At 65.8% G+C, this 25862-nt stretch carries 18 protein-coding genes; 8 read left to right on the top strand and 10 right to left on the bottom strand.

What is annotated here, in order from left to right; genetic code table 11:
* Positions 1–29 precede the first annotated feature (29 nt).
* Both FHW64_RS25445 and FHW64_RS25440 read left to right on the top strand, forming a co-directional pair.
* The gene (locus tag FHW64_RS25445) at positions 30–1286 is read left to right on the top strand and encodes a 6-phosphofructokinase (RefSeq protein WP_184531001.1); all 1257 of its coding nucleotides are present in this window, start codon (positions 30–32) and stop codon (positions 1284–1286) included.
* Positions 1286–1510, top strand: a complete 225-nt coding sequence (locus FHW64_RS25440) for a cysteine-rich CWC family protein (protein ID WP_184531000.1) — start codon at positions 1286–1288, stop codon at positions 1508–1510. Before FHW64_RS25445 ends, FHW64_RS25440 begins: the two co-directional genes overlap by 1 nt.
* Here FHW64_RS25440 and FHW64_RS25435 read toward each other — a convergent pair.
* On the bottom strand, positions 1501–2766 hold the full coding sequence (locus tag FHW64_RS25435) for a putative zinc-binding metallopeptidase (protein WP_184530999.1): 1266 nt from the start codon (positions 2764–2766) through the stop codon (positions 1501–1503). The two genes, FHW64_RS25440 and FHW64_RS25435, sit on opposite strands and share 10 nt — an antisense overlap.
* Before the next feature lie 111 nt (positions 2767–2877).
* Between FHW64_RS25435 and FHW64_RS25430 the strand changes: the two genes are divergently transcribed.
* From FHW64_RS25430 to FHW64_RS25420, 3 genes are all read left to right on the top strand, one after another.
* A complete protein-coding gene (locus tag FHW64_RS25430) occupies positions 2878–4350 on the top strand; it encodes a DHA2 family efflux MFS transporter permease subunit (RefSeq protein WP_260306332.1) in 1473 nt (490 codons plus the stop codon).
* Between the two features lie 9 nt (positions 4351–4359).
* The gene (locus FHW64_RS25425) at positions 4360–5124 is read left to right on the top strand and encodes a class II glutamine amidotransferase (RefSeq protein ID WP_184530997.1); all 765 of its coding nucleotides are present in this window, start codon (positions 4360–4362) and stop codon (positions 5122–5124) included.
* A gap of 123 nt (positions 5125–5247) precedes the next feature.
* Positions 5248–7467 (top strand): TonB-dependent siderophore receptor, encoded by a 2220-nt coding sequence (locus FHW64_RS25420; RefSeq protein ID WP_184530996.1) that lies wholly within the window; start codon positions 5248–5250, stop codon positions 7465–7467.
* 10 nt (positions 7468–7477) lie between these two features.
* Here FHW64_RS25420 and gshB read toward each other — a convergent pair whose 3' ends face one another.
* The 9 genes from gshB to leuS all read right to left on the bottom strand — a co-directional run bounded on the left by gshB (position 7478) and on the right by leuS (position 19852).
* A complete protein-coding gene (gshB, locus tag FHW64_RS25415; protein ID WP_184530995.1) occupies positions 7478–8428 on the bottom strand; it encodes a glutathione synthase in 951 nt (316 codons plus the stop codon).
* A gap of 1 nt (position 8429) precedes the next feature.
* Positions 8430–9722, bottom strand: a complete 1293-nt coding sequence (locus tag FHW64_RS25410) for a benzoate/H(+) symporter BenE family transporter (protein ID WP_184530994.1) — start codon at positions 9720–9722, stop codon at positions 8430–8432.
* 24 nt (positions 9723–9746) lie between these two features.
* Positions 9747–10574, bottom strand: a complete 828-nt coding sequence (locus FHW64_RS25405; RefSeq protein ID WP_184530993.1) for a hypothetical protein — start codon at positions 10572–10574, stop codon at positions 9747–9749.
* Positions 10575–10735: 161 nt separating this feature from the next.
* Positions 10736–12604, bottom strand: coding sequence for a potassium transporter Kup (locus FHW64_RS25400; protein ID WP_184530992.1), 1869 nt, complete (start codon positions 12602–12604; stop codon positions 10736–10738).
* A gap of 152 nt (positions 12605–12756) precedes the next feature.
* Positions 12757–14052, bottom strand: coding sequence for a glutamate--cysteine ligase (gene gshA / locus FHW64_RS25395; protein ID WP_184530991.1), 1296 nt, complete (start codon positions 14050–14052; stop codon positions 12757–12759).
* A 167-nt stretch (positions 14053–14219) separates the two neighbouring features.
* Entirely contained in the window at positions 14220–15506 is a 1287-nt protein-coding gene (locus FHW64_RS25390) for a glutamate-5-semialdehyde dehydrogenase (protein WP_184530990.1), read from the bottom strand.
* 139 nt (positions 15507–15645) lie between these two features.
* Positions 15646–16689 carry a DNA polymerase III subunit delta gene (gene holA / locus FHW64_RS25385; RefSeq protein WP_184530989.1) on the bottom strand — a complete coding sequence of 348 codons (1044 nt, stop codon included), beginning with the start codon at positions 16687–16689 and terminating at the stop codon, positions 15646–15648.
* Between the two features lie 8 nt (positions 16690–16697).
* Positions 16698–17204, bottom strand: a complete 507-nt coding sequence (lptE, locus tag FHW64_RS25380; RefSeq protein WP_311733361.1) for an LPS assembly lipoprotein LptE — start codon at positions 17202–17204, stop codon at positions 16698–16700.
* An 8-nt stretch (positions 17205–17212) separates the two neighbouring features.
* Positions 17213–19852 carry a leucine--tRNA ligase gene (leuS, locus tag FHW64_RS25375; protein WP_184530987.1) on the bottom strand — a complete coding sequence of 880 codons (2640 nt, stop codon included), beginning with the start codon at positions 19850–19852 and terminating at the stop codon, positions 17213–17215.
* Positions 19853–20042: 190 nt separating this feature from the next.
* On the opposite strand from leuS, the gene FHW64_RS25370 reads away from it, so the two are divergent.
* Genes FHW64_RS25370 through glgX form a run of 3 tightly spaced genes read left to right on the top strand, consistent with a single transcriptional unit; the run spans position 20043 to position 25862 of the window.
* Positions 20043–21674: an alpha-glucosidase family protein gene (locus FHW64_RS25370; RefSeq protein WP_184530986.1), complete on the top strand. Its 1632-nt coding sequence runs from the start codon at positions 20043–20045 to the stop codon at positions 21672–21674.
* Positions 21664–23823: a 1,4-alpha-glucan branching protein GlgB gene (gene glgB, locus FHW64_RS25365; protein WP_184530985.1), complete on the top strand. Its 2160-nt coding sequence runs from the start codon at positions 21664–21666 to the stop codon at positions 23821–23823. Before FHW64_RS25370 ends, glgB begins: the two co-directional genes overlap by 11 nt.
* The gene (glgX, locus tag FHW64_RS25360) at positions 23820–25862 is read left to right on the top strand and encodes a glycogen debranching protein GlgX (protein ID WP_311733360.1); all 2043 of its coding nucleotides are present in this window, start codon (positions 23820–23822) and stop codon (positions 25860–25862) included. Before glgB ends, glgX begins: the two co-directional genes overlap by 4 nt.

The following is a 25862-nucleotide window of genomic DNA, read 5'->3' as shown; positions in this document are numbered from 1 at the left end:
ACGTGCGGAGGGCTGCGGGAGAATGCCGCATGCCCATCCTCAACGCCTTCTACGCCCAGTCCGGCGGCGTCACTTCCGTGATCAATGCGTCGGCCTGCGGCGTGATTGAAACGGCTCGCCGGCATCCTGACCGCATCGGCACCGTGTACGCGGGCCGCAACGGCATCCTCGGCGCGCTCGCTGAGGATCTCATCGACACCGGCCGTGAATCGGCCGAAGCGATCGCCGCGCTGCGCACGACGCCTTCGGGCGCGTTCGGCTCGTGCCGCTACAAGCTGAAGTCGCTCGAAAAGAACCGGCGCGAGTACGAGCGGCTGATCGAAGTCTTCAAGGCGCACGACATCGGCTACTTCTTCTACAACGGCGGCGGCGACTCGGCCGACACCTGCTTCAAGGTGAGCCAGCTGTCGCAGTCCATGGGTTACCCGCTGCAGGCGATCCATGTGCCAAAGACCATCGACAACGACCTGCCGATCACCGACTGCTGCCCGGGCTTCGGATCAGTCGCGAAGTACGTGGCGGTGTCGACGCTCGAAGCCTCGATGGATGTGCGCTCGATGGCGGCGACATCGACCAAGGTGTTCGTGATCGAGGTGATGGGCCGTCACGCGGGATGGATCGCTGCGGCCGGCGGGCTGGTCGCCGATCAGGGTGTGCCGGTGGTGATCCTGTTCCCGGAGATTCCGTTCGATCAACCGGCGTTCCTCGCGCGCGTGGATGCGCTGGTGAAGTACCACGGGTACTGCACGGTCGTCGTGTCCGAAGGCTGCCACCATCCCGACGGCACTTTCATCGCGGAACAGGGCACGAAGGACGCCTTCGGGCATGCACAGCTTGGCGGTGCCGCACCAGTGGTGGCGCAGATGGTCAAGGAAGCGCTGGGCCACAAGTTCCATTGGGCCGTTGCGGACTACCTGCAGCGCGCGGCACGTCACATCGCTTCGGCGACGGACGTGAAGCAGGCTTACGAGCTCGGGCAACGCGCTGTCGAGCTGGCGCTGGAAGGCAAGAACTCGGTGATGCCGACCATCGAGCGCATTTCCGACGAGCCCTATCAATACCGCATCGGCACCGCGCCGCTCGATGCGGTCGCGAACACCGAGAAGTTCATGCCGCGCGATTTCATCTCGGAAGACGGCTATGGCATCACCGACAAATGCCGTCGCTATCTGTTGCCGTTGATCCAGGGCGAGGACTATCCGGCCTACAGCAACGGGCTGCCGGTGTACGTCACGCTCGCGAACCATGCGGTGCCGAAGAAGCTGCCGGCTTTCGAGAAAGCGTGATGGACTATTCAAGTCTCGACGCCTCGCACTGCCCGTTGTGCGGCGAAGCCAATCGCTGCGCGATGGAAGTGGAGCGCGAAACCGGCCAGAAGCAACCGCCGTGCTGGTGCATGGCAACGGAATTCAGCTTCAGCCCCGAGTTGCTGGCCAGGGTGCCACCGGAAAAACGCGGGCTCGCGTGCATCTGCGCACGGTGCGCAGTGTTGGCGGCCGTTCAGGCCTGATGTTCGGGCTCCGGTGCAGGGTCCACCTCGGGCACTGCTTCAGCCGATTGCGTGCCGCGCTCGCGTTGTTCGGCGATCACCAGGTGGATGAACTGCAGTTTGCCGACGGCTGTTCGCGGTAGCACGAAGGGGTAGTAGTCGGGCTGCCCCATGCTGCGCGACAACTCGTTGAGCACATTCGTGAGCCGCACCCAGCCGTTGATGAAGTCGAGGAAGCGCACGGCTTCCGGATGCTCCGGCTGCCAGAGGTCCGTGGGCTCGAAGAGATCGCTGGCCAGTTCGACGTTTCGCGCGTCGACACCAAAGCTCAGGGCCGTATCCGCGGTGTCGGCCATGTGCAGGTAGTGCGCCCAGGTTTCGGCCCAGTCCTCCCACGGATGCGAGCTGGCATAACTGGTGACGAAGCGATCGGCCCAATCCGCTGGCGCGCCGTTGTCGTAGTGCTTGCGTAGCGCCGCTGCGTAGTCCTCGCGCTCATCGCCGAAGAGCGCGCGGAAATCGTCGATCCAAGGCGTCGGCTGCACCAGAAGATCCCAGTAGTAGTGGCCGATCTCATGGCGGAAGTGACCGAGCAGCGTGCGATACGGTTCGCGCATTTCGGCGCGAATGCGTTCGCGCACATCGTCCTGCGCCTCTTCGGCGTTGAGGGTGATGACACCGGTGTCGTGACCGGTGAGCACGTGCGGCGCACCGGGCATGTTGCTCAGGAAGTCGAAGGCAAGGCCGTGCACCGGATCGCTCAGCCGTGTGACCACCGGCAACTTCAGCGCCAGCAGCTGCGAGAGCAGCCGCCGCTTCGCGAGTTCGAGCGCCAGCCAACGGTCTCCATTGCCCTCGACGGTCAGGTCCGGAATGGTGCGGGTCACGCTGCAGGCGAGGCACATGCCGGGCGCCAGTCCGTCCACGTTGAATGAAGGATCGTCGCCTTCGCGTGGGGCGGGCACCATCCAGTTGCAAGCGGACGGCGTCATCAGGTTTGCGCAGTGCCTGTAAGCCTTGCCGCCCGTGTCGCCGAACACGGTGAATGTGTCGGGCTCGGCGCCGTCGTGCTTTGCAGGCTGGAGTGGCACGACGCCCAGTTGTTCGATCACGTAACCAAGCGGCGTCTGGCACGCGAGGCAGCGACTGTTGGCGAGAAACACCGGCCGGCCGCACTGGCACTGGTAGGCGCGGGTGACGGTCGGCGCCTTGAATTCGGCGGCAAGCGACTGCGTGGCGTCGTCCTTGCTCTCGATGTCGTTGTCGTCCAGGGCCATGGCGGGTCTTTCGTCGCGATCGGATCGGCTGGCCATTGTGGGCCGTCGACTTGAGGTGTCCGCGTCCCAAACGCCGATATGCTTGTAGGACGGCCCGACCGGCTTCCCCCCATGAATCAACTTTCCGCGCAATCCCTGAGCAGCCGCTACGGCGAGCGCTATCGCTGGCTCCTGCTCTTTTCCGTCATGGTGGGGGTGATGGCTTCGATCATGTCCTCCACCATCGTCAATGTGGCGATCCCGGGCATGAGCCACCATTTCTCGCTCGGCCAGGAGCGCGCGCAATGGGTGAGTTCGGGCTTCATGGTGGCGATGACGGTATCGATGCTCACCACACCGTGGCTGCTGTCGCGCTACGGCTACCGGCGCACCTATGTCGGGACCATGGTGCTGCTGCTGGCCGGCGGCATGACCGGCGGGCTGGCAACGAACTTCTCGCTGGTGCTGCTCGCGCGCGTCGCGGAAGGATTGGCGGCCGGCGTGGTGCAGCCCATTCCGGCCATCATCATCCTGCGCGCCTTCGAGCCCCACGAGCAGGGCCGCGCGAGTGGCATCTTCGGCATGGGCGTGGTGCTTGCGCCGGCGATCGGACCGAGCATCGGCGGCGTGCTGGTCGACCTGTTCGGCTGGCGCTCGATCTTCTTCATGGTGGTGCCGTTCTGCATCACGTCGATCTGGCTGGCCTACAAGTTCGTTCCGACCACTGCCCCGGGCGGTGCGGCAGCGTCGCGCGACACCGGGCTCGACTGGCGCGGCCTCGCGCTCGGCACCATCGGCACGCTGTGTCTGCTGAACGGACTGGTCGCACTGCGGGGCGACTCGCCGACCCAGGCAACCGCCCTTCTGGCCGCGGCCGGCGTGGCTTTCGGCGCTTTTCTTGCCTGGCAGCGGCGGTTCGCCGCGGCGGGCGGCATGCCCCTCATGAATCTCGCGCTGTTCAAGCACAGGCAGTTCGCAATGGGCAGCATCGTCGCCTTCATCTACGGCACCGCGCTGTTCGGTTCGACCTATCTGCTGCCGGTGTACATGCAAGTCGGGCTACAGCTTTCGGCGTCGCACGTGGGCACCATCCTGCTGCCGGCGGGCGTGGTGCTGGCGTTCGCCATCGCCGGCGTCGGCCGGCTCGCGGACAGGCATCCGACCTATCTGCTGGTGACCATCGGCCTGATGCTGCTGGCTGCCTCGTTCGCGCTGATGATCGTGCTCCGTCTGGACAGCGGGCTGTGGCTGCTGGTCGTCTTCGCGGTCATCGGGCGCATCGGGCTCGGGTTCATTCTTCCGTCGCTCAATCTCGGTTCGATGCGGCCACTGCCCAAGCACATGATTCCGCAGGGTGCCAGCTCGATCAACTTCCTGCGCATGCTCGGCGGCGCGGCAGGCGTCAGTCTCTGCGCGGTCATTCTCGAATGGCGACTTGCCGCACATGGCGATTCGCTGGCCAATGCTTCCAGCAGCCCCGCGCGGCTCGCTGCCTTTGATGAGGTCTTCGTCATGCTCGCAGCTGTTTGCGCGCTCGCGATCTGCGCCGCCTGGCAGTTGCGCGAAAAGCCTTCCAGCAAGCTCGACGAACAGCCCGTGAACTAAGCTATCGAGATGTGCCAGCTACTCGGAATGAACTGCAACACGCCGACCGACGTGACCTTCAGCTTCACGGGGTTCGCGCAGCGCGGCGGGCGCACCGACCATCATGCGGACGGCTGGGGCATTGCCTTCTTCGAGGATCGGGGGCTCAGGCATTTCGTCGATCACCAGCCCGCCTGCGAGTCGCCTGTGGCTGAGCTGATCCGCCGCTACCCCATTCAAAGCCGCAATGTCATCGCGCACATCCGCAAAGCCACCCAGGGCGCAGTCAATCTCCAGAACTGCCATCCCTTCGTGCGCGAGCTGTGGGGGCGCTACTGGGTCTTCGCGCACAACGGCGACCTGAAGGACTTCCGGCCGCGTCTTCACGGCAACTTCCACCCGGTCGGCAACACCGACAGCGAGCACGCCTTCTGCTGGATCATGCAGGAGCTGGCCAAGTCGCACGCAGACGTGCCGAGCGTCGAGGAACTCACGCTGACGCTGCGTGAGTTGGCGCCTCGGCTGGCGGCGCACGGCACCTTCAACTTCATGCTGTCGAACGGACAGGCGCTGTGGGCGCATGCCTCGACAAATCTTTGGTACATCGAGCGCAAGCATCCCTTCCTCAGTGCCCAACTGGCCGATGAAGACCTGAGCATCGATTTCGCGCGCCACACGACGCCGACCGACCGGGTCGCGATCGTCGTGACCTCGCCGCTGACTACCAACGAGACGTGGACGGCCTTCGCGCCGCAGGAGCTCATGGTGTTCGTGGATGGCCGCCGCAGCGGCTGAAGGCGCACCACCGACTGATCAAAAAACAACGCCGCAGCTGATTTCGGCTGCGGCGTGGCGGTTTCGCGCGTCTCGATGCGGATAATAACGGTTCGCATTTGCATTGCACACAAAGAACCGTCCATGTCTTCCCATCGCTTTCCCCTCCGCCCAGTCGCCATCGCGGCGACCCTCGCGCTCCAGACGCTGGTCGCGACTGCACAAACCGCTCCCGCGGCTGCGCCGGAGGCTGCGACGCTCTCGACGGTGACAGTCGAGGCCAGTGCAGACGCCTCTGCTGCCGGTCTCCCGAAGCCCTTTGCCGGTGGGCAAGTCGCCACCGGAGGCCGCGTCGGCATCCTCGGCAACGTCGACAACATGAGCTCGCCGTTCAGCGCGACGAGCTACACCAACGAACTCATCCAGAACCAGCAGGCGCGCAGCGTCGGCGATGTGCTGCTGAACGATCCATCGGTGCGCGTGGCCCGAGGCTTCGGCAACTTCCAGGAAAGCTACTTCATCCGCGGCTTTCTGCTCGGATCTGACAGCATCGCCTACAACGGCCTCTACAGCCTGCTGCCCCGCCAGTACATCTCGTCCGAGCTGTTCGAGCGCGTCGAAGTGCTGCGTGGGCCCAGTGCATTCCTGAACGGCGCCTCGCCCGGCGGTGACGGCATCGGCGGCGCCATCAACCTGCTGCCCAAGCGCGCCGGCAATGATCTGCTGACGCAGGTCACTCTTGGCACCGCGAGCGGTTCGCAGCTCTACGCGGCTGCCGACATCGCGCGCCGCTTCGGGCCCGACAACAGCGTCGGCATCCGCGTGAACGCAGCACATCGCGATGGCGGCACGGGCGTCGACAACGAAGACGTGCGTCTGGACGTCGCCTCCGTGGGCCTCGATTGGCGCAGCCGCAATGCCCGGCTGTCGGCCGACATCGGCTACCAGGACCACCGGCTGAAGCAGACGCGCACCAACGTCACGCTGGATTCCACCTTGACGTCCGTGCCTTCCGCGCCGGATTCCCAGACCAACTGGGCGCAGCCATGGAGCTATTCCAACGAACGCGACACATTCGGCACGATTCGCGGCGAATACGACTTCACCGACAACGTGACCGGCTGGTTCGCACTCGGCAAGCGCAGCGGCAGCGAGGCCAACTCGCTCGCCAACCTCACGGTCACCAACGCGCTCACGGGCGCCGGAACGACTTACCGCTTCGACAACACGGCAGATGAAGACGTGAAGTCCGCCGAAGTCGGCGTGCGCGGCACGGTGCGGACGGGCTCCGTCAAGCACTCGCTGGTGGCCTCCTACGACTACTTCGATTCGGAACGCAAGAACGCCTACAAGTTCGACTTCCTGAACACGCAGTCGACCAACCTCTACTACCCGACGCCGACGCTGCTGCAGCCCGCCTTCGGCCCCTTCGCCTTTGGCGGCAACAACCTGGCGGCGCCGGCGCTTACGCAGGCGAAGCGCCTGACCAGCTATGCCGTCGGCGACACGATGGGCTTCTTGGACGAGACGCTGCTGGTCACACTCGGCGCGCGCTACCAGACCCTGAAGATCGACAACTTCGCCTACGACACCGGCGCACCCACCGGCGGCAACAACGACAGCCGCACCAGCCCGGCGGCGGGCGTGGTGTTCAAGTTCAACAAGCAACTGTCCGCCTACGCGAACTACATCGAGAGCCTCACACCCGGCGAAACCGCGCCTGCCCAGGTCGGCGGATTGCCGGTGCTCAACGTGGGCGAGACGTTGGCTTCGTATGTCGCCAAGCAGAAGGAAATCGGCCTCAAGTACGAAGCCAACGGACTCGGTGCAACGGCCGCGCTCTTCTCGATCGAGAAGCCGCGCGCGCTGCGCAACGCCTCAGGCGTGTTCGCTGCCGAGGGCCAGGATCGTCATCAGGGCATCGAGCTAAACGCCTACGGCGAGCCGATCAAGGGCTTCCGCGTCCTGGGTGGGGTGACCTTCCTCGACGCCGAGCAGCGCGACACCGGAAGCATCACGACCGACGGCAAGAAGGTCATCGGCGTACCGAAGCAGCAGGGCACCATCGGCCTCGAATGGGATGTGCCGGGCGTTCGCGGCCTGACGTTCGACGGTCGCCTGATCGCCACCGGATCGAGCTATGCCGATTCGGCCAACACGCTGCGCGTGCCGGGCTGGGGCCGCGTTGATCTTGGCGCCCGCTACGTCACGGATGTTGCCGGCAAGCTCGTGACGCTGCGTGCTCGCATCGAGAACGTGGCCGACCGCAACTACTGGGCCTCGGTCGGCGGTTACCCGGGTGCTGGCTACCTCGTGCTCGGCAACCCACGCACCTACAGCGTCAGCGCCTCTGTGGAGTTCTGACCCACGCTCCTCAGGCCTTGTTCACGGCCGCTTCCAGCGCATCGATGAACATGGCCGGGACGTCGAAGCCGGTCTGCTCGGTGATTTCCTGAAAGCACGTCGGGCTGGTGACGTTGATTTCGGTCAGCGAACCGCCGATCACGTCCAAGCCAATCAGCAGCAGGCCGCGTTCGGCGAGCACGGGGCCGATCGCCTCGGCAATGCGGCGGTCGTCATCAGTCAGCGGCTGGGCCACGCCCTTGCCGCCGGCGGCGAGGTTACCGCGCACCTCATTGCCCTGCGGGATGCGCGCAAGGCTGTAAGGCACAGGCTTTCCGCCGATCACCAGAACGCGTTTGTCGCCCTGGACGATCTCGGGCACGAAGCGCTGCACCATGATCGTCTGCGCGCCGTCCTTGTTGAGCGTCTCGATGATCGAGCCGAGGTTCAGCCCGTCAGCCTTGACGCGGAAGATGCCCATGCCGCCCATGCCGTCGAGAGGCTTGAGGATGATGTCCTGATGCTCGGCATGAAAGGCGCGCACCGCCGCCGCATCGCGCGTGACCAGCGTGGGCGTGGTGAATTCCGAGAACTCCATGATCGCGAGCTTCTCGGGATGGTCACGCAGCGCGGCCGGCTTGTTGATGACACGAGCGCCTTCGCGCTCGGCCTGCTCGAGCAGATGCGTCGCGTAGATGTATTCGGCGTCGAACGGCGGGTCCTTGCGCATCAGCACCGCGTCGAATGAATGGAGCGCCAGCTGGTCGGTGGATTCCTCGCTGAACCACGCGTCGGGCGATCCGGTCAGCCTGATCTTGCGCACCGTGGCCGTCACGGGCTTGCCGCGCTGCCAGCTCATGTCGCGCGGCTCGCACACCGAGATCGAATGGCCGCGCCGCTGGGCCTCGCGCATCATCGAAAAGGTGGTGTCCTTGTAGATCTTGAAGTGCTCGATCGGATCGGCGACGAAGAGGAAGTGCATGTCAGGAAGTCTTTCCCGCGCTCGGCGTGGAAGATGAGGAAGAAGACGCGGCCGCTTCTTCGGCGGCATGAGCTGCGCGTTGATCGAGCTTGAGTTTGCAGGCAGCCGCGATGTCCTTGCCCGCAAAGGGTTTGCGGCCGATCTGCTGGATGCCCAGCGCGACAGCGCCCGCCACCACGCCCCAGAAGGCCGAGCCGATGCCCAGCAGCGTCACGCCCGAGAGGGTGACGAGAAAGGTGATGAGCGCAGCCTCGCGATGCGATTCGTCGCGCACCGCCGCAGCCATGCCGGTACCGATGGTGCCGAGCAGAGCCAGGCCCGCGATCGCGGCGACCAATTCCTTGGGGAAGGCCGTCAGGAGTCCCGTGACAGCCGCGCCGAACAGGCCGATCACCACGTAGATCGCACCGCAGCTCACAGCCGCCGTGTAGCGGCGTGCCGGGTCCTCGTGCGCCTCGCGGCCCATGCAGATGGCGGCAGTGATCGCGCTGAGGTTGAGGGCAAACGCACCGAAAGGCGCCAGCACGAGCGTCGTCAGCCCGCTGATCGTGATGAGCTTCGACACCGGCAGTTCGTAGCCCGCCGCGCGAATGGCCGCGACGCCGGGGAGATTCTGCGAAGCCATGGTGACGACGAAGAGCGGCAAGGCGAGGCTTACCACCGCCTGCCAGGTGAACACCGGCATCGTGAACACCGGCATCGCGACGCTGAAGTGCACTGCGCTCCAGGCGAGTTCGCCGCGTGCGGCCGCAAAGATGATCGCCACCAGCAAGGTCAGCGGCACCGCGTAGCGCGGCAGCACGCGTTTGCCGACCAGGTAGGTGCCGAGCATCAGGAGCACCATCGGCAACGCCGTCTGGGCGGCGACGAACGCTTGCAGGCCGAAGCGCGCCAGCACACCGGCAAGAAGCGCGGAGGCCAATGCCATCGGGATCTTGTTCATCACCCGCTCGAACCAGCCGGTGGCCCCGGCCAGGGTCATGAGCAGCGCGCAGACGATGAAAGCTCCCACCGCCTCATGCATCGAATAGCCGGCGCCGGCCACCGCAAGCACGGCGGCGCCGGGCGTGCTCCAGGCAATCATCACGGGCTTGCGCCACCAGATCGAAGGCACCGCCGCCGCGAGGCCCATGCCGAGCCCCAGCGCCCACATCCACGAAGAGATCAGCTCGGGCGTGGCACCGAAGGCCTGTGCCGCCTGGAACACGATCGCCACCGAACTCGTGAAGCCCACGAGCACCGCCACGAAACCGGCGGAAAAGGCCGAGACACTCAAATCCTTGAAAAAACGCATGCCGGCGATTGTGCCGGGGTGCGCTCAGTTCGATGGCGGGTCGGCCCGAAAACCCAGCACGGTGTGCCGGACCGAATCCTGGATCGCCCGCCAGTGGACGAGCAGGTCCTTCCGGTAGCTGATCGATACGGCTGCCTCCATGTCCGGACTCAGGTCGAACTCCTGTGCGCATCGCGCGGCCTGGTGGTGGACGTTGCTGCACTCGATATAGGTGGCGACGTGGCCGCGACCGTCGCGATGGACATAGATGTTCAGGTCACTGGCATCGGCGCTGCCGAGGTTCGTGAGCTGGCGTCGGGACTCGTCGACACCCACGGGCGCATAGGCAAACAGCCCGAATTCCAGGTCCGGCAGGAGGCGGTAGACGTACTTGCGCTTCTCGGGATCCGCGAGACTCTCGACGTTCGCTTCAAGGAAGTCGCTTCCGAAGTAGCGTGAACCCGCGTTGAGGAGCACCCGCATCCAGTTGGTGGTCCAGACGGTGGTCTCGGCTTCCTCCCCGGCCAGGTCGTCGTCGAGCCCTTTCATGTCGGGGAAGCGGAGATCGAATGCAACGCTCCTCAATTTCGACGTCCACGTGCGCGGAGTCGCGTCGCCTACCGCAGCCTGTCCGATCGCCGGATCACCCTCGTACTCAGCCAGTCGCGCATAGGGCGAAGGGATCGACACCGGAGCGCCACCGAGATCACCGATGACCGGATAGACGGTGGCGCCCCAGAACGACCAGGCCGGCGCCGTGGGCACCGTCTGCTTCGGCTCGCTGTAGGCACGCAGAAAAAGCGCGATGACCACCAGCATCGCGAGGCCGATACGTGTTCTCCATCGGCGCAGGCCGGCACGACGGTTTTCCATTGCTTCTCCCTGACGCCTTCATGTTGTCACATGAAGATACATCTGGAGCCAGACGATCCGGTACTTCTTTCGTGAAGTTCGTTGCCGGCGGCCGACGCAATGTGAACGGCCGCCATGACTGTCAAACCCTTTTGACAGTCATGGCGGCCGGGAGCCCAGCGTCAGATCTCGATCTTCGAGCCCAGCTCCACCACGGCGTTGTTGGGCAAGCCCAGAAAGTCCGCCGCGCCGCTCGCGCTGTGGTGCATTTGCGCGAAGAGCTTCTCGCGCCAGGGCGCCATGCCGCTACCGAGCGTCGGGATCACGACATCGCGAGAAAGGAAGTAGCTCGTGGTCATCGTCTCGAGCTGGCAGCCGCGCAGGCGTGCGTGCTCGAGCGCGCGGGGGATGTCGACGTCATTCTTGAAGCCGTAGTGCACCACCACCTGCCAGCAGTGGTGGCCCAGCGGCTCCATTTCGATGCGCTTGTCCATGGGAATCCAGGGCACCTCGTGGTTGCGCACGGTGACGAACAGGTTCTGGTCGTGCATCACCTTGTTGTGCTTGAGGTTGTGCAGCAGCGCGTTCGGCACGACGCCCGGCTCCGCCGTCATGAAGACCGCGGTGCCGTCGACGCGCGCGGGCGGATTGACGAAGACGGAATCGAGGAAGCTGCGCAGGTCGATGGCCTCGGCCAGTTGCGCCTCGCCCATGAGGCGCCGTCCCTCTTTCCAGGTCAGCATGAGCAGGAAGACGGAACCGCCGATCAGCAGCGGGAACCAGCCGCCTTCAAACAGCTTCAGCAGGTTCGATGCGAAGAACATGAAGTCGACCACGAAGAACGCACCGGTCGCGGCGATGCACAGCGCCAGCGGGTACTTCCATGCATAGCGGATCACGAAGAAGGTCAGCACCGTCGTGATCAGCATGTCGGTGGTCACCGCGATGCCGTAGGCCGCGGCCAGGTTGCTCGACGAGCGGAACATCACCACGGCAAGCACGATGGCGACGAACAGGCCCCAGTTCACGAAAGGTATGTAGATCTGGCCGGCCGTGCGCACGCTGGTGTGCTCGATGTTCAGGCGCGGGAGATAGCCAAGCTGGATCACTTGCCGGGTCACGCTGAAGGCGCCGGTGATAAGGGCCTGCGACGCGATCACCGTCGCTGCCGTGGCGAGGAACACCAGCGGCAGCAGCGCCCAGTCGGGCGCCATCATGAAGAAGGGGTTCTTCACTGCTTCGGGGTTCTCGAGCAGCAGCGCGCCCTGCCCGAAGTAGTTGAGCGTCAGCGCGGGCATCACGACCGAGAACCATGCGACGCGGATCGGGCGCTTGCCGAAATGGCCGAGGTCGGCGTAGAGCGCCTCGGCGCCGGTCACGCACAGTACGGTGGCGCCCAGGATGATGAAGCTGGTGCCAGGATTGAGCCAGATGAACCGCAGCGCGTAGAAGGGGCTGACCGCCTTCAGGATCTCGGGATGCCTCACGATCTGCGAGATACCGAGCAGCGCGATCACGATGAACCACGTCAGCGTGATCGGACCGAAGAAGCGGCCGATGCCCGCGGTGCCGTGCTTCTGGAGAGCGAAGAGACAGAACAGCACGACGAGCGTGATCGGAATCACGTAGTGCATGAACTGCGGCGAGACCACCTCCAGACCCTCGACCGCCGACAGCACCGAGATCGCCGGCGTGATGACGCCGTCGCCATAGAAGAGCGAGGTGCCGAAGACGCCGACCACCAGCAGCACGTGGCGCAGACGCGGCTTGTCGATCACGGCCTGCGAAGCCAGCGCGAGCATGGCGACCAGGCCGCCCTCGCCCGCGTTGTCCGCCCGGAGCACCAGCACCACGTACTTGATCGAGACGATGATCGTGAGCGTCCAGAAGAACATCGACAGGATGCCGTAGACGTTCTCGATCGTGAAAGGCACATGCCCGTGCCCGAAGACTTCCTTGACCGCATACAGGACGCTGGTGCCGATGTCGCCGTAGACGACGCCGATCGCCGCGAGGATCAACGCAGGGGAGAGGGATTTAGGGGCGGACACGGGGACGATGCAAAGGGCCCTGGAACGTGCAGCACGTTCCGGCGCGTCGCCAGCCTCGCGGCCGCCGCATCGCCTCCGCCCTGGTTGGTTTGCGTTGGTATGGGGTCGCTATTTTGCCGCCGCCGGCACGGCTCGCAAGATGGCGGAGCCAATCATTCGTAGATTTCGGCGTCGGGGTTGGTCGCCTCGAGCTCGTAGCTGGCAGCCACCATGGCGAGCCGGCCGATGACGCCATACATGTAGAAGCGGTTCGGGGCGCTCGCGCCCGGCTTGGCGCCCGGCTGAGGCAGATGTGCACTCTCGGAAAAAGCCAGCGGCACGAAGCTCGCGCCGGGAATCTTGAGATCCTCGTCCGGGTTGCGGTCGGCATGCACCCGATAGAAACCGCCCACCACGTAGCGGTCCATCATGTAGACCACCGGCTCGGCAACGCCGTCGTGCACCCGCTCCTTGGTGAGCACGCCCTCCTGCACGATCAGCTCGCGCCGCTCGGCAGGGACCTTGGCGGCTCCGGCGCGCGGCTTCAGCTTACGGGCCAGCGCCTCGATTTCCTTGGCATCGCGCACGGTGACCACACCCATCTCGCTGCGGCCGTTGTCGGACTTGACGACCACGAACGGCTTCTCGTTGATGCCGTATTCCTTGTACTTGCGGCGGATCTTGGTCAGCAGCGCATCCGCATGGCTGGTGAGCACGTCGACGCCGTCACCGTTGGCGAAGTTGACCTCTCCCACCTTGGCATACATGGGGTTGATGAGCCACGGGTCGATGCCCAGCAGCTTGCCGAAGCGCTTGGACACCTCTTCGTAGCTGTGCAGGTGATTGCTCTTGCGCCGCATCGGCCAGCCCGCGTGCAGCGGCGGGAGGAGGTACTGCTCGTACAACTCCTCCAGGATGCCGGGCACGCCGGCCGAGAGGTCCGTGTTGAGCAGGATGGTGCACGGGTCGAAATGCTTGAGCCCCAGGCGGCGCTTGCTGCGCACCACCGGCTCCAGGCACACCGTTTCGCCGTTGGGCAGCTCGATCTTCTTGGGCGACTTGATCGCCGGGTCGATCGAGCCGACCCGCACGTTCAATCCGGCCATATGGAAGATGCGCACCAGCTGCGCGACATTGGCCAGGTAGAAGGTGTTGCGCGAGTGGTTCTCGGGGATCACCAGCAGGTTGCGGGCCTCGGGGCAGATCTTCTCGATCGCGGCCTGGGCGGCCTGCACCGCCAGAGGCAGCATCTCGTGCGTCAGATGGTTCCAGCCGCGCGGATACAGGTTGGTGTCGACCGGCGCCAGCTTGAAGCCCGCATTCCGGATGTCCGCCGAGCTGTAGAACGGCGGCGTGTGCTCCATCCACTCGAGCCGGAACCAGCGCTCGATGGCCGGCGTGGAGTCGAGCACTCGCTGCTCGAGCTCATTGATCGGGCCGGTGAGGGCGGTGACGAGATGCGGGACCATGCGGCGGCCTTCTTCGATTTGTGGCGTGTGCTAGGGCGGAATTGTAGATTTTGGGGTACCGCCCCTGATGACAAGGCACTGTAGACGCAGTTTTGTTCTTCAAATGGAAACACTGCGCTCCGGCGTGCGCCGGAGAAGACGTGGTAGGGGCCTGAACCCCTGCACGTTCAGGTCCTGACTTCGCCCTGACCCAGAACGACGTACTTCAGCGACGTCAGCCCTTCGATCCCCACCGGTCCGCGTGCATGGAACTTGTCGGTGCTGATGCCGATTTCGGCGCCGAGCCCGAACTCGAATCCATCGGCGAAACGCGTGCTCGCGTTGACCATCACGCTCGCCGAATCCACTTCGCGCAGGAAGCGCTGGGCGTTCATGTGGTCGCGCGTGACGATCGCGTCGGTGTGATGGCTCGAATAGTGGTTGATGTGCGCAATCGCCTCGTCCACGCCCTCGACCACCTTGATGCTGATGACGGCGGCCAGGTATTCCTCCGACCAGTCCGATTCGACCGCATCCACCACCTTGCCGCTGCTGCGCAGGCCTTCACGCAGGATGCGGCCTGCCTCGGCGTCGCAACGCATTTCCACACCCTTGGCCGCGAAGATTGCGCCGATCTCGGGCAGGAAGCTCTCGGCGATCGACGACGCCACCAGCAGGCCTTCGGCGGCATTGCAGGGGCTGTACTTCTGGGTCTTGGCGTTGTCGACGATGCGCAGTGCCATGTCGAGCTCGGCCGTGTCGTCCACGTAGACGTGGCAGTTGCCATCCAGGTGCTTGATGACCGGCACCTTGGCCTCGCGGCTGATGCGCTCGATCAGCCCCTTGCCGCCGCGCGGAATGATGACGTCGACGAAGGCGGGCATCGCGATGAGCTGGCCCACCGCCTCGCGATCGGTCGTCTGCACGAGCTGGACCGCCGCTGCAGGCAGCCCTGCTTCAGAGAGCGCGTCGGCCACCAGCTGGGCAAGCGCCTTGTTCGATTCGATGGCCTCCGAGCCGCCGCGCAGGATGGCCGCATTGCCGCTCTTGATCGCGAGGCTCGCTGCCTCGATCGTCACGTTGGGCCGGCTCTCGTAGATCATGCCGAACACCCCGATCGGCACCCGCATCTGGCCGACCCGGATGCCGCTCGGCTGCTGCTTCATACCGATGACTTCGCCGATGACATCCGGCATCGCCGCGAGCTGCTCGCAGCCCAGGGCCACGGTTTCGATGACCTTCGGCGTGAGCTTGAGCCGATCCACCATCGGCGCCGACAGCCCCGCCGCGGTGGCGCGGGCCAGATCCTGGGCATTGGCATCGGCCAGGCCGCTGCCCGCCTCGCGCAGGCGCCGTGCGAGCGCCTTCAGCGCCTTGTTCTTGGAGGCCGCATCCGCACGGGCCATCAGGGCCGACGCCGTCTTGGCCTGCAGACCCAGCGTCTGCATGTACTCGGAAACGTTGAACATGTTCATAGCCCTCAATTGTCACCCGCCCCCCAAATCCGGCGCAGCCAAACCCAGAAATCCCGCAGAACCGGCTCGGCCGGGCTGCTGGGATTGCCCCCTGCAAGGGGGTGGAGAGCGACACGAAGTGCGCGAGCCTGGGGGTGGGCTAACAGTTCCTGCACAGCATCAGCGCCAGCCGCTGCAGCGCCTGCCAGTTGTCGGCCGGCCAGTCGGGCTGCTTCAGGCCCTTCACGATGCCGTCGACCACGTGCGCCGAGCGCAGCAGGCGAGCCAGCGCGCGATCGTCCAACCGGGGAAGCACGCGCTCGAAAGCCCGCTCGCGGGGCCCCCAGATGCGGTTCTCCCGCAGCGCCATCGGCAGTGGCCTGCCGGCGGCCATGGCGTCCTTGACGCGTTTCAGGGCGCGGATGTCCTCGGCGATGGTGTAGTGCACGAGCACCTCGGCCTCGCCCTCGGCCTGCAAGCCCTCGAGCATGCGGGAGACGCGCTGCGGGTTGCCTGCCAGCACGGCCTCCGAGAGCTTGAAGACGTCATAACGCGCCACGTTGTTGACCGCGCCCTCGACCTGCTCCCAGCTCAGTTCGCCTTCGGGATGCAGCAGCGCGAGCTTCTGGATTTCCTGGTGCGCCGCGAGCAGGTTGCCTTCGACCCGATCAGCGAAGAACTGCAGCGTTCTCTGGCCTTCTTCGCCGGGCTTCACGCGCTGGCCTTGCTGGGCGAGACGCTGCGCGATCCATTGCGGCAAGGCGGCGCGTTCGATCGTGTCGACCTGGATGCTGACGCCATTGCCTTCGAGCGCGCCGAACCACGCGCCGGTGCGGGTGGCCTTGTCCAGGCGCGGCAGCATCACCATCGTGAGCGTGCTGTCGTTGCCCTGGGCGGCTTCGGCGATCTGCTGGAGCGCCGCGCTGCCGTCCTTGCCCGGCTTGCCGGACGGGATGCGGATCTCGACGATCTGCCGATCTGCGAAGAGGCTCAGCGATCCGCCTGCCGCGAGCACCGCGCTCCAGTCGAAATGCGCGCCAGCCACGGTGTAGGCGCTGCGCTCGGTATAGCCCTGCGCCCGCGCCGCAACACGGATCGCATCGGCCGCCTCCTGCGCCAGCAGCGCTTCGTCGCCGTGGATGACGTAGAGCGGCGCCACCCGCTTGGCGAGGTGCGCGGCAAGCTGCGCGGACGCCAGTTGCATGGAGCGGCTCAGGCGGCCTTCGCCGCGGCAAGGCGACGAAGGATCTGCTGCGCGATGTCGGATTCCATGTCGCGATACAGCAGCGCCGTTTCGCCTTCCTTCGCGAGGGCGGCTGTTTCGTTGTAGGTGATGTCGCGCGACTGGCTGATCTCGGTCGGCGCCAGCAATTCCTTGCCATCCTGGCCACGAACCCGGAAGCGGATGGTCAGCCGCAACTGGAGTTCGCGCACCTGTCCGGCGGCGTTGGTCGAGATCACCACGCTTTCACGGTTCTCGGCGAGGATCTCGAGCACCGCCTCGGCGTCCTTCACTTGTTCGGCTGGCAACACCTGGACCGTTCCGGTGGCCCGCAGATTGCGCTTCACCTGGTTCGCGAACGACGACGTGGCCGGGACCGCGATGGTCTTGAACTGGAATTCAGGCGCCTTGCGCAACTGGAAGCCGCAGCCTGCCAGCACGAGCGCGCCGGACAAGCCGATCAGAAGGCCGCGGCGCGACCGAAGCTGGTTCAGCACCATCGCCTTCAGACCACCACGTTGACCAGCCGTCCCGGCACCACGATGACGCGCTTGGCCGTCGCGCCTTCGGCGTGCTTGACGAATGCTTCGCTGGCGAGCGCGATCTTTTCGATCTCCTGCTTCGAGGCGGTCGCCGGCACGTGCAGCGAACCACGCAGCTTGCCGTTGATCTGCAGCATCAGTTCGATCTCGTCCTGCTCCAGCGCGCTGACGTCGACAACCGGCCACGGTGCATCGAGCAGCTCGCCGATCTCCTTGTCGTAGCCGAGCTGGTGCCAGAGCTGGTGCGCGATGTGCGGCGTTGCCGGGTAGAGGCAGCGCAGCAAGATGCCCATCGCTTCCCGAACTGCAGCGCGGTCACCGGCGTCCGGCTGGGCGGGCTTGAAGCCCTCCAGCGCATTGAGCAGCTTCATCGCGCCCGACACCACCGTGTTGTATTGCATGCGCTGGTAGTCGTAGTCGATCTGGCGCAGCACGGTGTGCACTTCGTGGCGCAGGGCCTTCGCGTCCTTGCCGAAGGCCGGCTTGCCCTCGATCGCCTTGTTGGCGCCGGCGCCGTCGAGCGCCACGCCGAAGTTCCAGACCCGGCGCAGGAAGCGGTAGCTGCCCTCGACCGCGGCGTCGTTCCACTCGAGCGTCGCTTCGGGCGGTGCGGTGAACATGGTGTAGAGCCGGGCGGTGTCCGCGCCGTACTTCTCGATCAGGTCCTGCGGGTCGACGCCGTTGCGCTCGCTCTTGCCCATCTTGCCCACGCCGCCGTACTCGACCTTGGTACCGTCAGCCAGCGTTCCGCCAGTGATGCGGCCCTGGGCGTCGAGCACCTGCGTGACTTCTGATGGCGGGTGGTAGTCCTTGCCGCCCTTCTCGTTGCGCGTATAGAAGATGTGGTTGAGCACCATGCCCTGCGTGAGCAGCTTGCTGAAGGGCTCGTCGCACTTCAGCAGGCCGAGGTCACGCATCACCTTGGTCCAGAAGCGCGCATAGAGCAAGTGCAGGATCGCGTGCTCGATGCCGCCGATGTACTGGTCCATCGGCATCCAGTAGTCGGCGCCGCCCGCGACCATCGCATCGTCGTTCTTCGGGTCGCAATAGCGCATGAAGTACCACGAGCTGTCCACGAAGGTGTCCATCGTGTCGGTCTCGCGGCGGGCGGGCTTGCCGCACACCGGGCAGACGACGCCGGCGTGGAAGCCTTCGTGCTTGTGCAGCGGGTTGCCGGACCCGTCGGGCACGCAATCCGTGGGCAGCACCACCGGCAGGTCCTTCTCGGGCACCGGAACGGCGCCGTGCTGCTCGCAGTGAATGATCGGGATCGGGGTGCCCCAGTAGCGCTGGCGGCTGACGCCCCAGTCGCGCAGGCGCCAGGTCGTCTTCATCTCGCCGAGGCCCTTCACCTCGAGCGCATGAGCCACAGCCTTGACCGCCTCCGTGTACGACATGCCGCTGAAGTTGTCGGAATTGATGGTGACGCCGCGCTCCTTGTCGGCGTACCAGTCCTGCCAGCGGTGGTAGTTGAAATGCGGCTCGTCATCGACAAGCACCACCTGGATGATCTCGATGCCGTATTTGTTCGCGAAGGCGAAGTCGCGCTCGTCGTGCGCCGGAACGCCCATCACCGCGCCGTCGCCGTAGCTCATGAGCACGTAGTTGCCGACCCAGACCGGCACCTGCTCCTCGGTGATCGGATGCGTCACCGTGAGGCTGGTGCGTACGCCCTTCTTTTCCTGCGTGGCGAGTTCGGCTTCGGTGGTACCGCCGCTCTTGCACTCCTCGATGAAGGCCGCGACCTTGGCGTCGGACTTCGCGGCGTGCAGCGCGAGCGGGTGCTCCGGCGCCACGGCGCAGAAGGTCACGCCCATGATCGTGTCGGCGCGCGTCGTGAAGACGTACATGCGGCCGCCCTGGATCAGCTCGCCCTTGTCGTCCTTGATGTTGTGCTTGAAAGCGAAGCGAACCCCTTCGCTCTTGCCGATCCAGTTTTCCTGCATCAGCTTCACGCGCTCGGGCCAGCCCGGCAGCTTGTGCTGGGTGTGGTCGAGGAGTTCCTCGGCGTAGTCGCTGATCTTCAGGTAGTAGCCGGGGATCTCGCGACGTTCCACCGGTGCGCCGGTGCGCCAGCCCTTGCCGTCGATCACCTGCTCGTTGGCGAGCACGGTCTGGTCGACCGGGTCCCAGTTGACGACCTGCGTCTTGCGGTAGGCGATGCCCTTCTCGAGCATCTTGAGGAACAGCCACTGGTTCCACTTGTAGTAGCTCGGGTCGCAGGTCGCGATCTCGCGGCTCCAGTCGATGGCCAGGCCCATCGCCTGGAGCTGGCCCTTCATGTAGCTGATGTTGTCGTAGGTCCACGCAGCCGGCGGCACGCCGTTCTTGAGCGCTGCGTTCTCGGCCGGCAACCCGAAGGCGTCCCAGCCCATGGGCATCAGGACGTTGTAGCCGCTCATGCGCAGGTAGCGCGTGAGCATGTCGTTGATCGTGTAGTTGCGCACGTGGCCCATGTGCAGCTTGCCGCTGGGGTACGGCAGCATCGAGCAGGCGTAGTACTTCTTCTTGCGCGTGTCCTCGGTCACGCGATAGGCGTCTGCGGCCGTCCAATAAGCCTGGGCGGCGGACTCGACGTCGGCGGGTTTGTAGCTGGGGTTCATTCGGGCTTCGCAACGAGCCCCGGCGCCAGGCGGCCGGGGGATCGTGATTATCACCCCCCGCCCCGTCCCCGTCGTACTGCTCGGGCTCCTCTACTCAGAGGGGCAACCATCCCAGGCACCCAAGTGGTGCGCGAGCCCGGAGGGCCAGCTTTTTGCATGCAGAATCATTTTTGGGCCTGGGAGGACCTGCATGGACAAAGATTGGTGGCGCGGCGCGGTGATTTACCAGATCTACCCGCGCAGCTTCATGGACAGCAACGGCGACGGCATCGGCGACCTGCCGGGCATCACCGCCCGGCTCGATCACGTCGCGGCACTTGGGGTGGATGCCATCTGGGTGTCGCCCTTCTTCCGGTCGCCGATGAAGGATTTCGGTTACGACGTGGCCGACTACCGGGCGGTCGACCCGATGTTCGGCACGCTGGAGGACTTCGATGCGATGCTGGCCCGCGCCCACGCGCTGGGGATCAAGGTCATCATCGACCAGGTGCTCTCCCACACTTCCGACCAGCACGCATGGTTCGCCGCGAGCCGCGCCGGTCGCGACAACCCGCAAGCCGACTGGTACGTCTGGGCCGACCCGCGGCCGGACGGCACACCGCCCAACAACTGGTTATCGGTCTTCGGCGGCTCCGCCTGGCAGTGGGATTCGCGGCGGCGGCAGTACTACCTGCACAGCTTCCTCGTGGAGCAGCCGGACCTCAACTTCCATTGCCCGGCGGTGCAGGACGCCTTGCTGGCCGAAGTCCGCTTCTGGTGCGAACGCGGGGTGGACGGCTTCCGCTTCGACGCCTGCAACCACCAGTTCCACAACGCGCAGCTGCGCGACAACCCGCCGGCCGACGGCGGCCTGGTCAGCACGGTACGGGCCGACAACCCGTACGCGATGCAGAAGCATCTCCACGACAAGAGCCAGCCGGAGAACCTTCGCTTTCTCGAACGCCTGCGCGCCGTGCTCGACGAGTTCGGCGCGGTGGGCCTCGGCGAGGTGGGCGACGAGAACGCGCCGCCGGTGATGGCCAGCTACACCGAACGCGGCAAGCGCCTGCATCTGGCCTACAGCTTCAGCCTTCTGACCAGCGAGCACAGCGCATCGCACCTGCGCACACAGGTCGAGGCGCTCGACCAGGCGCTCGCGAAGACCGGCGGCTGGGGCTGCTGGGCGGTGTCGAACCACGATGTGCCGCGGGTCGCCTCCCGCTGGAACGCCAACGGCACCGAGGACACCCGCCGCGACCGGCTCTGGCTCACGCTGCTGCTTTCGCTGCGCGGGAGTGCGAGCGTCTACCAGGGCGAGGAACTCGGCCTGCCGGAGGCCGAAGTGCCGTTCGAACTGCTGCAGGACCCCTACGGACGCGCCTTCTGGCCCGAATTCAAGGGCCGCGACGGCGCCCGCACGCCGATCCCCTGGGTCACGGATGCACACCACGCAGGCTTCACCAGTGGAACGCCGTGGCTGCCGGTCTCGGACATGCACCTGCCGCTGGCGATCGACCGGCAGTCGGACGACCCGGCTTCGATGCTCAATTTCAGCCGAGCGCTGCTGCGTTGGCGTCGCCGGCAACCGCTGCTTCGCAAAGGCGAGATGCGCTTCATCGATGCGCCCGGCGTGCCGGACACGGTGCTCTGGTTCGAGCGACATGACGGCGACGCCTCGCTGCACGGTGTGTTCAACCTCTCCGACCAGCCGGTGTCGCTCGACCTGCCCCGCAGGCTTGCGCCGGCAGAAGGCGCGCCTTTAGTAGACACTGGCATCGAAGGCGGCTTGCTCGCGCTGCCGCCATATGGCGTCTTCTTCGGAGTACCGCTCGATGCTGCCTGAGGCCGAAGTCCGTGCCCTGATGCGCGCAGAACATGGCGATCCCTTCGCCGCGCTCGGCCCGCACGAGACGGACGAAGGCCTCCGCGTCCGCGCCCTGCTGCCGGGCGCGAAGTCGGTGACGGTCATGCAATCGGGCTCGGGCTGGCCACTGGCCGAGCTCGACCGCCAAGGCGACAGCGACCTCTTCGCCGGACTCGTTCCTGCCTCGGAAGCCCGGCTCGGCTATCACTTCCACGTCGACTGGGGCACGCACACCTCGCAGCTCGACGACCCGTATCGCTTCCCGCTCGTGCTCGGCGCCACCGACGTCTGGCTGCTGGCCGAGGGCACGCACCTGCGCCCCTTCGAGCAACTGGGGGCCCACCTTCGCGAGATCGACGGCGTTCGCGGCTGCGCCTTCACGGTGTGGGCGCCGAACGCGCGCCGCGTCTCGGTGGTGGGCGACTTCAACCAGTGGGACGGCCGCCGCCACATGATGCGGCTGCGCCGCGAGTGCGGCGTGTGGGAGATCTTCGCGCCGCATGTCGCGCCGGGGGACAGCTACGAATTCGAGATTCTTTCGGCCCAGGGCCATGTGCTGCGCAAGGCCGATCCCTTCGGCTTCTCGGCACGGCTGCGACCCGACACTGCCTGCGTGGTGCAGCCGCTGCCTGCACCGGCCAAGGTGCCGCCGAACCGGGTGCAGGCCAACGCGCGCAACGCGCCCATCAGCATCTACGAAGTGCACCTGGGCTCCTGGCGGCGCAAGAACGGCCACGAGTGGCTCGACTACCGCGAGCTCGCCGACACGCTGGTGCCCTATGCGCGGGACATGGGCTTCACCCACATCGAGCTGCTGCCCATCAGCGAACACCCCTTCGACGGATCGTGGGGCTACCAGCCGATCGGCCTCTACGCGCCAACCTCGCGCTTTGGCACCCCTGGCGATTTCCGCGCGTTCGTCGAAGCGGCGCATGCGGCCGGGCTCGGCGTGATCCTCGACTGGGTGCCGGCCCACTTCCCCACCGACGCGCACGGGCTCGCGCAATTCGACGGCACTGCGCTTTACGAGTACGCCGATCCGCGCGAAGGCTTTCACAACGACTGGCAGACGCTGATCTTCAACTACGCACGGACGGAGGTGCGCAACTATCTTGTCGGCAACGCGCTGTACTGGCTGGAGCGGTACGGCGTCGATGGCCTGCGGGTGGATGCGGTGGCGTCGATGCTCTATCGCGACTACAGCCGCGATGCAGGCGAATGGATTCCCAACGCGCACGGCGGCCGCGAGAACCTCGAAGCGATCGACTTCCTGCGGCGCATGAACCATGTCGTCGGCGTGGAACGGCCTGGCGCGATCACGATCGCCGAGGAGTCGACCAGCTTCCCAGGCGTGACGCGGCCACCGGAACAGGGCGGCCTGGGCTTTCACTTCAAGTGGAACATGGGCTGGATGAACGACACGCTGCGCTATGCGGGCATCGATCCGGTCCATCGCAAGCACCATCACCGGCAGATCACCTTCGGGCTGATGTACGCACACAGCGAGAACTTCGTGCTGCCGTTCTCTCACGACGAAGTGGTTCACGGCAAGGGCTCGATGATCAGCCGCATGCCGGGGGACCACTGGCAGAAGTTCGCGGGGTTGCGCAACCTCTATGGCTACCTCTGGGCCTATCCGGGAAAGAAGCTGCTGTTCATGGGCAGCGAGTTCGCCCAATGGGCCGAATGGAACGCGGACCGCAGCCTCGACTGGCACCTGCTGGAACAGCCCTCGCACCAGGGCATCCGGCGGCTGGTGCGCGACCTGAACAATGTCTACCGCCACTTCGCGGCGCTGCACGAACTCGATTGCGAACCGCAGGGATTCGAGTGGATCTGCCATGACGATGCGGATCAGTCGGTGTTCGCCTTCATGCGGCGCGCCGGCGACGGCAGCTTCGTCGTCGCGGTGTGCAACTTCACCCCGATGGTCCGGCACGGCTACCGGCTGGGCATGCCGCTTGCTGGCAAGTACCGCGAGATCATCAACACGGACAACCAGATCTACGGTGGAAGCGGACTCGGCAATGGTGTCATCGAAACGCAGGAGCTGCGCTGGCATGGAAGGCCGCAATCGATGACGCTGACACTGCCCGCGCTCTGCACCTTGATGTGGGTACTGGCGTGACGGGGCTGCATCCGGGCACCCCTTATCCACTCGGCGCAACGCCGGGGCCGCACGGCGTCAACTTCGCGCTGGCAGCGCCGCGCGCGACGCTGGTGGAGCTGTGCCTTTTCGATGCCACCGGTCAGCACGAACAGCAGCGTCTCAAAGTCACCACCCAGACCAACGGCATCTGGCACGCCGTCCTGCCGCATGCGCGAGCGGGTCTTGTCTACGGCTGGCGCGTTCATGGGCCCTGGTCGCCGCACGAGGGGTTGCGCTTCAACCCCGCCAAGGTGCTGCTCGACCCGTACGCGCGCGAGGTGGTGGGCCGCTATGGTGGCGAGGACCTTTTCCTCGGGCACGACCCGGCGGACCCGAACCGGCCCGACGCACGCGACAACGCGTCGATCGCACTCAAGGCGCGCGTCGTCGAACCGCTGCCGGCTGCATCTTCGCCCCGGCCGCTCATCGCCGACGGGGATCGCGTGATCTACGAACTGCACGTTCGCGGCCAGACGCGACTGCATCCCGATGTCCCGCCGGAGCTGCGCGGCACCTATGCGGGCCTCGCGGAACCCGCGGTGCTCGACCATCTGCAGCGGCTCGGCATCACGACGTTGAACGTGATGCCAGTGCAGTTCCGCGCGGATGAAGAAAGGCTCTTCAAGCTCGGGCTCAGCAACTACTGGGGCTACAGCCCCATCGGCTGGTTCGCGCCCGAAGCACGCTACTGGAGCGGCCGCCCCGGCACCACGCCCGCGAGCGAGTTCCGCGCGATGACCGACGCGATTCACGCGCGCGGCATGGAAGTGGTGATCGATGTGGTCTTCAACCACAGCGCCGAGACCGACGAACTCGGCCCCACGTTGAGCCTGCGCGGGATCGACAACCCGCTCTACTACCACCTTCGCCCGGACGATCGCGCCCTCTACCAGAACTGGACTGGCTGCGGCAATTGCCTCCATCTCTCCGAGCCGCGCGTGGTGCAACTGGTCATGGACGCGCTGCGCCATTGGGTCACGCAACTCGGCGTCGATGGATTCCGCTTCGATCTCGCGCCGATCCTCGAACGCCGCGAGGACGGCGATTTCGATCCGCGCGCTCCGTTCCTCGCGGCTGCTGCGCAAGACCCGACGCTGGCTCGCACGCTGCTCATCGCAGAGCCCTGGGACATCGGGCCCGGGGGCTATTGCCTGGGCCAGTTCCCGCCGGGCTGGCTCGAATGGAACGACCGCTTTCGCGACGCGCAGCGCGGCTTCTGGTTGCATCGCAGCGTCGGGCTCGGCGAATTCGCGCAGCGCTTTACCGCATCGAGCGATGCGTTCAGCCACGATCGCCGGTCGCCCACCGCGAGCGTCAACTTCATCACCGCGCACGACGGCTTCACCCTGCAAGACCTGCTGAGCTACAACGAACGCCACAACCTCGCGAATGGCGAAAACAACCGCGATGGCCACGCGCACAACCTGAGCCGCAACTGCGGTGTGGAGGGCGAAACGGACGACCCGCTGGTGCTCGCCGAACGCAAGCGCCTCAGCCGTGTCCTGCTGGCGGTGCTGCTGCTGTCGCAGGGCACGCCGATGCTGCTCGCAGGCGATGAACTCGGGCACACGCAACGCGGCAACAACAACGCCTACTGCCAGGACAACGAGACGACCTGGCTCGACTGGGGCTTGGCCGACGCCGAGCTTGCCGACTACGTGTCCCGCCTGCTCACCTTGCGCCGCGAGGCCGCGCCCCTGCGCAGTACGCAGTGGTGGCCCGTCTATGCAATGCCCGGAATGACGACGCTGCATTGGCACACGCCTGAAGGCCAGGCGATGACCACTGCTGACTGGGAGCGTCGCGACCGGCACGCGCTTGCGATCCTGTTCGACGCTCCGGCGCCTGCATCGAGCTGGCTCGTGCTCGTGAACGCGGAAGTCGCCGAGGTCACCTTCCACCTGGATGGAGGCCCCTGGGTGCGCCAGCTTGCAAGCGATGAGGACACCGCCGAGGCATTGCCGCTCGGCCAGACCGTGACGCTCGCACCCGGCAGCCTCTGGGTCGCAAAAACATAG

This window comes from Variovorax sp. Sphag1AA, assembly GCF_014192575.1.
In the GTDB taxonomy this organism is placed as follows: domain Bacteria; phylum Pseudomonadota; class Gammaproteobacteria; order Burkholderiales; family Burkholderiaceae_C; genus Variovorax.
Note: the sequence above shows the minus strand (reverse complement) of the source record. Positions and strands in the feature narration are given on the sequence as shown.